General features: G+C 75.6%; 11 protein-coding genes and 1 pseudogene. 4 read left to right on the forward strand and 8 right to left on the reverse strand.

The features are described from left to right. Positions 1-77, forward strand: a pseudogene (locus AB0O09_RS38280) (transglycosylase); the annotation flags it as partial. A gap of 119 nt (positions 78-196) precedes the next feature. Here AB0O09_RS38280 and AB0O09_RS38285 read toward each other — a convergent pair. The 3 genes from AB0O09_RS38285 to AB0O09_RS38295 form a co-directional block, all read right to left on the reverse strand. Then, positions 197-592 carry a DUF3224 domain-containing protein gene (locus tag AB0O09_RS38285; RefSeq protein WP_363550335.1) on the reverse strand — a complete coding sequence of 132 codons (396 nt, stop codon included), beginning with the start codon at positions 590-592 and terminating at the stop codon, positions 197-199. A gap of 102 nt (positions 593-694) precedes the next feature. Continuing rightward, positions 695-1,540, reverse strand: coding sequence for a hypothetical protein (locus tag AB0O09_RS38290; RefSeq protein ID WP_363550338.1), 846 nt, complete (start codon positions 1,538-1,540; stop codon positions 695-697). After that, positions 1,537-2,331 carry a leucine-rich repeat domain-containing protein gene (locus tag AB0O09_RS38295; RefSeq protein ID WP_363550341.1) on the reverse strand — a complete coding sequence of 265 codons (795 nt, stop codon included), beginning with the start codon at positions 2,329-2,331 and terminating at the stop codon, positions 1,537-1,539. The genes AB0O09_RS38290 and AB0O09_RS38295 overlap by 4 nt, the downstream gene beginning before the upstream one ends. Positions 2,332-2,400: 69 nt before the next feature. Here AB0O09_RS38295 and AB0O09_RS38300 point away from each other — a divergent pair, with 69 nt between their 5' ends. Further along, positions 2,401-3,063 (forward strand): SAM-dependent methyltransferase, encoded by a 663-nt coding sequence (locus tag AB0O09_RS38300; protein ID WP_363550344.1) that lies wholly within the window; start codon positions 2,401-2,403, stop codon positions 3,061-3,063. Between the two features lie 5 nt (positions 3,064-3,068). On the opposite strand, the gene AB0O09_RS38305 is transcribed toward AB0O09_RS38300, so the two are convergent. From AB0O09_RS38305 to AB0O09_RS38325, 5 genes are all read right to left on the reverse strand, one after another. Further along, the gene (locus AB0O09_RS38305; RefSeq protein WP_363550347.1) at positions 3,069-3,620 is read right to left on the reverse strand and encodes an alpha/beta hydrolase; all 552 of its coding nucleotides are present in this window, start codon (positions 3,618-3,620) and stop codon (positions 3,069-3,071) included. Positions 3,621-3,678: 58 nt separating this feature from the next. After that, a complete protein-coding gene (locus AB0O09_RS38310) occupies positions 3,679-4,029 on the reverse strand; it encodes a hypothetical protein (protein ID WP_344627720.1) in 351 nt (116 codons plus the stop codon). A gap of 179 nt (positions 4,030-4,208) precedes the next feature. Then, positions 4,209-5,144: a polysaccharide deacetylase family protein gene (locus tag AB0O09_RS38315; RefSeq protein WP_363550350.1), complete on the reverse strand. Its 936-nt coding sequence runs from the start codon at positions 5,142-5,144 to the stop codon at positions 4,209-4,211. Positions 5,145-5,224: 80 nt separating this feature from the next. Continuing rightward, entirely contained in the window at positions 5,225-6,064 is an 840-nt protein-coding gene (locus AB0O09_RS38320; protein WP_344627722.1) for a GntR family transcriptional regulator, read from the reverse strand. A 71-nt stretch (positions 6,065-6,135) separates the two neighbouring features. Next, positions 6,136-6,909, reverse strand: a complete 774-nt coding sequence (locus AB0O09_RS38325; protein WP_363550353.1) for a methyltransferase domain-containing protein — start codon at positions 6,907-6,909, stop codon at positions 6,136-6,138. A 155-nt stretch (positions 6,910-7,064) separates the two neighbouring features. Here AB0O09_RS38325 and AB0O09_RS38330 point away from each other — a divergent pair, with 155 nt between their 5' ends. Next, positions 7,065-8,582 carry a beta-N-acetylhexosaminidase gene (locus tag AB0O09_RS38330; RefSeq protein WP_363550356.1) on the forward strand — a complete coding sequence of 506 codons (1,518 nt, stop codon included), beginning with the start codon at positions 7,065-7,067 and terminating at the stop codon, positions 8,580-8,582. Between the two features lie 143 nt (positions 8,583-8,725). Continuing rightward, positions 8,726-10,150 (forward strand): cellulose binding domain-containing protein, encoded by a 1,425-nt coding sequence (locus AB0O09_RS38335; RefSeq protein ID WP_363550359.1) that lies wholly within the window; start codon positions 8,726-8,728, stop codon positions 10,148-10,150. The last annotated feature ends 74 nt before the right edge of the window (positions 10,151-10,224 follow it).

The following is a 10,224-nucleotide window of genomic DNA, read 5'->3' on the forward strand; positions in this document are numbered from 1 at the left end:
CCGTCGCGGAGAAGGTCCTCGCCGCGCAGGGCCCGGGCGCCTGGCCGGTGTGCTCGGTCAAGGCCGGCCTGGCCAAGTAACACCCGCCTGCCGCACGTAGTCTTCGGCGGCCGGACCGGCGACCCCGGATCCGGCCCCCGCACCCCCGCACGGCCCGCTCCCCGCACCCGGGAAGCGGGCCGTCGCCATACCCGGATCAGGCCAGGGCGTAGCGGAAGACGTAGCTGTGCACGCCCGCGTCGTCGATCCGGATCTCGAAGCCGCCGGTGATCCCGGCCAGCTCCTCGGTGCCGGTACCCGGCACCACCGCGATCACCAGCCGCTCGCCGCGGCTGCCGGGCGCGCAGTGCTGCAGCACGAAGCCGCCCTTGCGGCCGTCCAACTCGCCGACGTACCGCTCGAAGGCGGTGTACGCCGCGGGCTGGCCCTCGCCGTCCGCCGCGCTGATCATGTGCACGGTGCCGGTGCCGGTCAGTCCGCCCCGGAACGTCTTGGTCAGCTTCACCCGGGCGAGTGTCGCCCCCGGCAGTTCGTCCAGCACCTCCGGCTCCCAGCTGTCCACCGTGAAGCCGCCCTCGGCCAGCCCGTCCATCCCGTCCGTCCCCTCGTCGCTGCGGATCGCTGCGGCCAGCCTGGCACGGGCCGCCGACAACCGGGCCGAGGACCGGCGTCCGGGCCCGCGCGCACTCCGGGGTCAGCCGGCGAGCGCCCGTACCGCGGCCGCCAGTCGTGCCGGCGCCCCGGCCTCGTACTGCAGGAACAGCCGCGGCTCGGTCAGCTCCAGCTCGATCAGCAGCGGAGTGCCCTCCGGCCCGCGGACCAGGTCCACCCGCGCGTACAGCAGCTCCGCGCGCTCCGGCACGGCCGCGAGCACCCGCTCGGCGACGGCCAGCTGGTCGGCGTCGGGCCGCCGCGGCTCGTCCGCGAAGCGGCCCTCCGGGCCGGACAGCATCGGCCCGCGCCGCACCGCGTGGCTGAACGCGCCGCCGATGAACACCAGCGAGGTCTCGCCCTCCCCGTCCACCGCCGGCAGGTACGGCTGCACCATCGCCGTCCGGCCGGCCGCGGTCAGCAGGTCGACGTGCGCCGCGGCGGCCGCCCGGTCGGTGGTCCGCACGGTGTCCCGCGCGCCGGCCGACACGGTGGGCTTCACCACCAGCTCCGGCCACGGCGCCGTCCCCCCGTCCAGCCGCTCGCCGGGCCCGACCCAGGCGGTCGGCACCACCGGCACCCCGGCCAGGGCCAGCTCCCGCAGATAGGTCTTGTCGGTGTTCCGCTCCAGCACCGGCACCGGATTGCAGACCCGGGTGAGCCCGGCCGCGCGGCGCGCCCAGGCCAGGAACTCGTCCCGCCGCCCGGTGTAGTCCCAGGTGCTGCGGACCACCGCCGCGTCGAACCGCTCCCAGGCGACCGCCGGGTCGTCCCACACCACCGCCTCCGCGGCCACCCCCTGCCCGGCGAACGCGGCCAGGGCCGCCCCCACCTCCTGGTCCGGGGCGTCCTTGCCGGTCACATAGGCCACGGCGGGGGTCGCGGTCACGGGGTCCCTCCTTGCTCGGTGCGGTGCCGGTTGCGGGTCTCGTGCCGGACGGCACGCCGCTCGGGCGGAAACCAGTGGTCGGCGACGGGCTGCTGCACGGTCGGCCCGCCCGAGTGCGAGCTGCGGACGTACCCCTCCGGCGGGGTGGGGAGCGCCGCGACGCAGGCCTTGGAGCAGGCGTCGACCAGCAGGGGCAGGACGTCGGTGGCCACCCGCAGCGTGATCCACACCCGGCGCGGCCGCGCGGCCGGCCCGCCGCAGACACTGCAGACCGCGCCGCCCTCGCGCGGCTGCCGGTCCAGCGGCGGGAACGGCGGCCTGGTCTTCTCGTTGCCGTACAGCGCCCGGGTGCTGACCCGGCTCTGCCGCAGCCGTGCGCAGCGGGTCAGTTCGTAGGGGAGCCAGTGCAGGCGGTACGAGGTGTAGACGTCGAGGTCCTCCAGCGCCGACATCGCCCCGATCTCGGGCGGGACGCGCACCAGGTTGCTGCCGTACAGCCCGAGCCTGCGGACGGCGGTCAGCCTCGCGATCGTCGGCGGCAGGGTGATGATCTGCCGCCGCTGCTCCGCGGGCAGCCCCTGCAGCGGGTGGAACTCCTCGCGGCCGTCCGCCGCGGCCTCCTCCACCAGGTCGAGCAGCCGCAGCCAGCCCGGCGCCGTGGTGTCCTGCTGCTCGGGGTGGAAGGCGACCCGACGCCGGTTCGTCGCGCGGTCCCGGTCGAAGCACCGGCAGGTGTCCTGCCGGGCGTTCCGCCCGTCGCGGACGCCGGGCACCTGCGGACGGTTCGTCATGCGACCACCCTAGGCAGCACTGCCGCCCGGGTCCGCAGGGGGGTTGTGGTCCGCCGTAGGGTGGCCGGCATGGGTGATCTTGTCGGGGACGTGGAACTCGCGGCCTCCCCCGTGGTGGCGAACAGCACCATGAACCGGGAGCGGACCCTCACCGGGGTGAACAGCTACGCCCGGGAGCTCGGCTTCGACCCGGCCGAGCGGCTGCGGGGGCGGCCCGGTGCCTGGCTGGACCTGTGCAGCGGGGAGGGGCGGGCCCTGGTCGCCGCCGCCGGGTCGGTCGCCGCGGGCAGCGAGCTGACCGGCGTCGACCTGGTCGGCCCGCTCGGTCCGGTACCCGTCGTGCCCGGGTTGCGGCTGCTGACCGCCTCGGTCGCCGACTGGGAGCCGGAGCGCACGTACGACCTCGTCACCTGCGTCCACGGCCTGCCCTACCTCGGGGACAAGCTCGGGCTGCTGGCCCGCTGGGCCGGTGCCCTCACCGGGGACGGCCTGCTCGCGGCCACCTTCGACCCGGCCTCGGTCCGCCGGCCGGACGGCCGCAGCGCCGCCCGCCCGGTCCTGGCCGCCCTGCGCGCCGCAGGCTTCGAGTACGACGCGCGCCGCCGGCTGCTCACCCTGCAGGGCGGGCGCCGTCCGCGCGTGGCCTTCCCGGGATTCCGCTACCTCGGCGCCGACCCGGCGGCCGGCCCGAACTGGACCGGCCAGCCGGCGGTGGCCTCGTACTACGCCTGAACCGGCTACCGGGCGGTGCCGGTGAGGTCGGCGAGCAGGCGACGGCCCTCGGGCCAGTCACCGAGGCCGGAGTCGCTGTTGATGTGTCCGAGGGCGCCGACGTCCACCAGCTTCGCGCCCCAGGCGTCGGCGAAGGCCGCGGCCCGCTCGGAGGTGCACCAGGGGTCGTCGGTGCTGGCGACCACCGTGGTCGGGAAGGGCAGCGGGTGCAGCGGCACGGGCCGGAAGTTCACCAGTTCCGGGACCTCGGCGGTGTCCACGTCGGCGGGGGCGACGAGCAGGGCGCCGACGACCGGGCCGGGCCCGGTGCGGCCGGCGGCCCAGTGGGCCACGGTGATGCAGCCGAGGCTGTGCGCGACCAGGACGACCGGGCGGTCGGCGGCGGCGACCGCGGCGTCCAGGGCGGCGACCCAGTCGGTGCGCCGCGGCGCGTCCCAGTCGGCCTGCTCGACCCGGACGAGGCCGGGGTCTGCGGCCTCCCACCGGCTCTGCCAGTGCGCGGGGCCGGAGTTCTGGTAGCCGGGCAGGACGAGGTGCAGGGGTGCGGCGGGGGACACGGCGGGCTCCTCGGATCGGGTCGTGGGTACGGGGTGCGGGCGACCGGGGCGGGGCGGTTCAGCCGACGGGCGGCAGGACCTCCTCGACCGCGCTCGTGCCGGCGCCCGGGCGGGACTCCCAGCGCCAGGACTCGTCGAGCCGCAGGCGTCCGTCGGTCAGCCGGGACAGCGTACTGACGCAGTGTCCGCTGCTGGTCTCGCCGGCACGGTTGAGCTGCACGTACCGGAATTCGAGGGTGTCGCCCGCGCGGGTGCCGACGAGGTGGCCGTGCACGATATCGCCGCCCTGGTAGGAGGCCCAGACCCGGCCGTCCTGCTCGCGGTAGGCGAAGCTGGTGGCGGCGTCGACCTCGCCGTGCTCGGCGCGCCCGGTGGGCGAGAAGACCAGGCCGTCGAGGGATGGCAGCATGGCGGTGCTCCTTCCGTGCGGGAGCGCACAGTCGATCACGGCGGTCGCGGACGCTGCCAACGTTTCCGCATGCTGGGACGGCGTTCTCGCCCCTCGGGCGCCGGTCCTGCTCCGGCCGGGTCGGGCCTGCTCCGGCCGGGTCGGGGCGGGGCGGGGCGAGCCAGGGCGGTCCGGCGGTGTCAGAGGTAGTCGTCGAGCAGGGCCAGGGCGAAGCCCTGCTCGTTCACCGTGCGGAGCACCCGGCGGAGCACGTCCGTCATCGTGCCGCCCCACTCGGCGCGCCCGCGGAAGTGGGTGAGGATGATGTCGCCGGGGTGCAGGACCCGGTCCGCGTAGCGGTACTCCATGCGGTCGGGGAAGGCCTCCTCGTTCCACAGCGCGACGGCGCGGATGCCGCACTGCCGGGCGGCTCGCAGGGTGTCGTCGGTGTACTCGCCGTAGGGCGGGCGGAACAGCGGCGGCCGGGAGCCGGTCTCGCGTTCGAGCTCGTCCTGCTGGCCGCAGATCTCGGTGCGCTGCTCGGCGGCGGTGAGCCCCCGCATGTCGCGGTGGTTGAGCGTGTGGTTGCCGGTGGCGGCGTGCCCGTTCGCGAGCAGACCGCGGAAGTAGCCCCAGTCGGGCCGGGCCAGGTAGCCGGTGAGGAAGGTGCTGTAGGGGATGCCGAGTTCGGCGGTCATCCGGGCGAACTCCGGGTCCTTCTCCGCTCCGTCGTCGATGGTCAGGAAGACCACCCGGTCCTCGGTGGGGACGCGCTGGACGACCGGGGGCAGGCCGGGCCGCAGGACGAGGCCGGGTCGGCCGGCGGTGAGCGCTGGCCGCTGTTCGGGCGGGGCGGGGGCGGCGGTCGGCAGCCGGTCGAGTCCCCAGCGGGCGGCCTGCTCGCGGGCCCGGCGCTCCGCGGACTGCCGGGCGGCCTGCACCGGGTCGATCCCCAGGGGTGCGTGGCGTTCGCGGGTTTCGACGGCGGCGAGCGGCGGGAGTGCGGCCGGCGCCGTGGCGGCCGGGGGAGCGGCGCTCCGGGAGGGCGCCGTCGAACAGGCCGTCAGGACGACGGCCAGCCCGGCCCAGAGCGCCGGGCCGACCCGAGGATGACAACCCGATGAGCCGATCTTCATACCGGCGGATGATCCCCGAGATGCCCGGCGGTCAACCGCCCGCCGCCGCAGGGACGCACGGACGGCCCAGCGGCGGGGTGTCAGGCCGGGGGCTGGACGTCACCCGTGGTAGTGCTCCGCCCGCCGGGCCGTCCGGGGAGGTCGCCGGGCGGGATGCCCGGATGGTGCGCGGCCGCGCCGCTCCCGCCTTCGGCCGCGGCCCCGGGAGGACCGTCGTCGAAGGCGATCCGGGAGACGATCCGGTACCGGTCGCCGCGGTACACCGAGTGCACGTACTCCACCGGCCGCCCGGCCGCGTCACTGGTCAGCCGCTCGAACAGCAGTGCCGGCGACAGCACCGGCACCCCCAGCAGCCGGGACTCCGCCTCGTTGGTGACGGTGGGTTCGATCGACTGGACGGCCTCCCGCACCCGTACGCCGTGCCGTTCGCGCAGCAGGTCGTAGAAGTCGCCCGACTCCATGTCGGCCGGGGCCAGCCCGGGCACCAGCGCGGCCGGGACGTGCAGGTGCTCGATGGCCATCGGCTCGCCGTCGACCAGGCGCAGCCGGGCCACCCGGGTCAGCTCCGCGGCGGGGGAGATCCGCAGCCGCCGGCCGAGCCGCGCCCCGGCCGGCACGGTCTCGAACTCCAGCACCCGCCCGGCCCAGCTGCCGGCGGCCCGCGGCACGCTGAAGGCACTGCCCTCGGAGGCCATCGCCATCTCCTGGACGACCTTCTCCGGGGCCACGAACATGCCGCGCCCGTGCTCGCGGACGAGCAGGCCGGTGGCCACCAGCTCGTCCACCGCCGCCCGCAGGGTCGGCCGGGACACCCCGAGCTCCTCGCACAGCGCCCGTTCGGACGGGATCGGCTCACCGGGCCTGCGGGCCTCCACCAGATCCCGCAGGTGGTCGCGCACCCGCGTCCGCTTCACCGCCACGGCGGCTCCCCTCGTCCGAACCTGACCAGCACCTTACCAGTGTGGGCGGCCGGGGCGCCTCCGGGCGGCCCTCAGGTCGCCACCACGACGTAGAAGGTCACCGAGGCGAGGAAGGGCCCGTTCCCGAGGTGGTCGAGCCAGCGGTCGGCGCCGTCCGGGGTGAGGTACCCGGCGGTGACGGCCCGGCGGGTGCAGCGTTCCAGTCCGAGGATCCGGTCGGCCGCCCGGACGTCGCGGAGGACCGGCGTGATCGGGAGGACGGCGGGCACCTCGAACCCGGCCTGGACCGCCAGCCGCGGGAGGCGGCTGCCGATGCGGGCGTTGTGCACCGCTCGTTCGGTGACGTACCGGGTGTAGGCCTGCGTCAACTCGCCGTCCGGGTGGTCGACGGTCAGGGTGCCCCAGTCGAGCTCGCCCATGACGAGCCGGCCGCCGGGCCGCAGCACCCGCCGGATCTCGGCGAGCGCCCGGCCCGGGTCGGCGACGTGCTGCAGCACCCGGTCGGTGCGGGCGCGGTCCGCGGCGCCGTCCGGCAGCGGCAGGTCGTGGAGGTCGCCGAGCCGGACCTCGACGGCGGGCCGTCCGGCGGTGCGCGCGGCGGCGGTGTCGACGGCGGCCCGGTCGTGGTCGACGCCGATCACCCGCCCTGCCGGGCCGGCGGCCGTGGCCAGGGAATCGAGGTCGGTCCCGGGGCCGCAGCCGAGGTCCAGCACCGTCGCGCCGGGCCGGACGTCGAGTTCGTCGAGCATGCGCTGCTTGTAGGCCCGGCCCAGGTCGGTCGCGGCCACCCGGTCGAGGTAGGCGGTCGGGTCGGGGGTGTCGGTCTCGAACACGGTGGAGGTCATGGCTGCCAGTCAATCAACTCCCGTCCGGGAGCGGGCCGCCGGGCGTGTTCCGGTGCCGCCCCTTGACGCGCCAACTGGTCTATGCCACTTTCTCTTACCAGTGGTGCTCCAGTCCGCAAGTGGTAAGTTTCCAGTCCTCCCGAGGTGGTCCCGACGTGATCATTCCGACGCCCCGCCGGATCGTCCCCGCGCCCGGCCGGTTCACGTTCGACCACGCCACGGCCGTGCACGCCCCCGGCCCGGCCGCGGCCGCCGCCGACCTGCTGCGCACCCTGCTCCGCCCGGCCACCGGTCTGCCGCTGCCGTCCTCGCCGGACGGTGCCGTCCTGCTCGCCGTGGACCCCGCGCTCACCGCACAACTCGGCCCCGAGGGCTACCGGCTCGCGGTCGCCCCCGAGGCCGTCCGGCTGCACGCGGCCGCCACCGCCGGACTGCTGCACGGCATCCAGCGGCTGCGCCAACTGCTCCCCGCCGAGGCGCTGCTGGACCGCCCGGCGCCGGACGTCCGCTGGGAGCTGCCCTGCCTGACCGTCACCGACCGCCCCCGGTACCCGTGGCGCGGCCTGATGCTGGACGTCGCGCGGCACTTCCTGCCGGTGTCCTACCTGCACCGCACCGTCGACCTGCTCGCCCTGCACGGACTGAACGTCCTGCACCTGCACCTGACGGACGACCAGGGCTGGCGGATGCCGGTCTACGCCTACCCGCGGCTCACCGCGGTCGGCTCCGTCCGGGCACGGACGATGACCGGCCGGGCCGGCAGCGACAGCTTCGACGACCGCCCGCACGGCGGCGCGTACACCAAGGCCGAACTGCGCGGCCTCGTCCGCCACGCGGCCGAGCGCGGGGTCACCGTCGTCCCCGAGATCGAGATGCCCGGCCACGCCCGCGCCGCCCTCGCCGCCCACCCGAGGCTCGGCAACCACCCCGAACGCCGGCTCGACGTCTGGACGGAGTGGGGCGTCTGCGAGAACGTCCTCGGGGTGCACGAGGAGGCGCTGGCCTTCTGCACCGACGTGCTGGACGAGGTGATGGACGTCTTCCCCTCGCCGTACGTGCACCTCGGCGGCGACGAGTGCCCCACCGCCGAGTGGGAGGCCGCCCCGTCCGCCCGGCGGCGCGCCGCCGAACTCGGCCTCGCCTCGCCCAAGGAACTGCACGGCTGGTTCCTCGGCCGGGTCGGCACCCACCTGCTGGAGCACGGCCGCCGGCCGGTCTGCTGGGCCGAGGACAGCAGCAGCCCCGGCCTGCCGCCGGAGTTCACCGTGATGCCCTGGCGGGACGCCGACCACGGCCTGGACGCCGCCCGGCGCGGCCACGACATCGTGATGGCGCCCCACCGCGCGACCTACCTGGACTACCCCGCCTCCGACCGTCCCGGTGAGCCGCTCGGCCAGGACGGCGCGGTGGTCGACCTGCGGGCCGTCCACGGGCTCGACCCGGCCCCCGCGCACTGGCCGGAGGAGGCCCGGGCCCGGGTCCTCGGCGCCCAGGCCCAGCTCTGGACCGAGTTCGTGCCCGACCCCGCGGAGGCCGACCGCCGGCTCTACCCCCGGCTGTGCGCCCTCGCCGAGCGCGCCTGGAACCCGGACACCGACTGGCCCGCCTTCGAGCAGGCCCTCACCGGCCACCGCCCGAGACTGGCGGCGCTCGGCCTGCCGGTGGACCGCTGACCCCGCTGACCCCGCGCCCGCCCCGCCCGCGGCCCATCGGCCGCCCCCGATCCGCACCACCCGTTCGCTCCCTGCACCGCCCGGGTGCCCGCCGACCGCGGCGCCCGCGTCCGCACCGCCCCCCCACGGAGAGAGGGAACACCGTGTCAGGAAAGCCCCGCGTCCCGCGCCGCCTGCGCACCGCGACGGCCGTCTGCGTCGCCGCCGGCCTGGCCGGCGCCGCGCTGCTCACCCCGCCGGCCTCGGCCGCGACCGACGCGCTGAGCGTCCAGTACCGCACCAGCGCCACCGGTGCCACCGCCGACCAGGCCGAACCCTGGCTGGAAGTGGTCAACACCGGCTCGACCAGCGTGCCGCTGAGCGAGCTCAAGCTGCGCTACTACTTCAAGGCCGACGGCCCGACGACCACCTACCGCTTCGCCTGCTCCTGGGCGGTCAAGGGCTGCGGCAACATCACCGGCACCTTCGGTACCCTCGCGAACCCGACCGCGACCGCCGACCGCTACCTGGAGATCGGCTTCACCGCGGGCGCCGGCTCGCTCGCCCCCGGGCAGGACACCGGCGACATGCAGCTGCGCTTCTACCGCTCGGACTGGCAGACCCTCACCCAGTCCGACGACTACTCCTTCGGCGCCGCCCGCACCAGCTACGCCACCTGGGACAAGGTCACCCTGCAGCGCTCCGGCGCGCTCGTCTGGGGCACCGCCCCGGACGGCAACACCCCGACCACGCCGCCCACCACACCCCCGACGACCCCGCCGACCGACCCGAACGCGCCCGCGCTCTTCGACGACTTCGGCTACGGCTCCAGCAGCGACCCGGCGCTGCAGCAGCACGGCTGGACGGTGAAGTCCGGCCAGGGCGGCCCTGGCGTGCCCGGCGCGACCTGGTCGCCGGCCGACGTCACCTTCGCCAACTCGGTGATGAACCTCCGCCTCACCACCGACGGCACCGCCGCCGGCACCCGGGAGACGGAGATCCAGACCACCGCCCGCAAGTTCAAGAACGGCACCTACGCGGCGCGGGTGAAGTTCGACGACACCCCGAGCGGCGGACCCGACGGCGACCACGTCAACCAGACGTTCTTCGCCTTCACCCCGCTCAACGCGCCGATGGACCCGGACTACAGCGAGCAGGACTTCGAGTACCTGCCCAACGGCGGCTGGGGCGAGCAGGGCGACATCATGTACACCACGTCCTGGGAGACCTACAACCCGGACCCGTGGAACGCCGTCAACACCCACACCGAGAGCCGCACCTCGTTCGACGGCTGGCACGACCTGCAGATCACCATCGACGGCACGGCGATCACCTACTACATCGACGGACGGGTGTTCGCGGTGCACGGCGAGCCGTACCTGCCCGAGACGCCGCAGTGGATCGACTTCAACCACTGGCTGATCGACCTCAACGGGCAGACCGGCAGCACCCCGCGCTCCTACGACGAGCAGGTCGACTACGTGTACTTCGTGAAGGACCAGGTGCTCAGCCCCGCGCAGGTCGCGGCCAAGGTCGCCGGCTACCGCGCCGCGGGCACCTCGTTCACCGACACGGTGCCCGCGGGCTGATCCGCCCGCCCCGCGGCCCCGCCCCCGCACCCCGGTGCAGCTTCCCCGCGGTTCCGCGGAACGCCGGAGGCCCG

Source organism: Kitasatospora sp. NPDC093679 (assembly GCF_040683455.1).
Lineage (GTDB): Bacteria > Actinomycetota > Actinomycetes > Streptomycetales > Streptomycetaceae > Kitasatospora > Kitasatospora arboriphila.

Excerpts from the sequence above, each read along its gene's own strand:
- AB0O09_RS38310 (WP_344627720.1), bottom strand. The coding sequence starts at position 4,029 with ATGCTGCCATCCCTCGACGGCCTGGTCTTCTCGCCCACCGGGCGCGCC.
- AB0O09_RS38300 (WP_363550344.1), top strand. The coding sequence starts at position 2,401 with ATGGGTGATCTTGTCGGGGACGTGGAACTCGCGGCCTCCCCCGTGGTG.
- AB0O09_RS38325 (WP_363550353.1), bottom strand. The coding sequence starts at position 6,909 with ATGACCTCCACCGTGTTCGAGACCGACACCCCCGACCCGACCGCCTAC.
- AB0O09_RS38315 (WP_363550350.1), bottom strand. The coding sequence starts at position 5,144 with ATGAAGATCGGCTCATCGGGTTGTCATCCTCGGGTCGGCCCGGCGCTC.
- AB0O09_RS38285 (WP_363550335.1), bottom strand. The coding sequence starts at position 592 with ATGGACGGGCTGGCCGAGGGCGGCTTCACGGTGGACAGCTGGGAGCCG.
- AB0O09_RS38295 (WP_363550341.1), bottom strand. The coding sequence starts at position 2,331 with ATGACGAACCGTCCGCAGGTGCCCGGCGTCCGCGACGGGCGGAACGCC.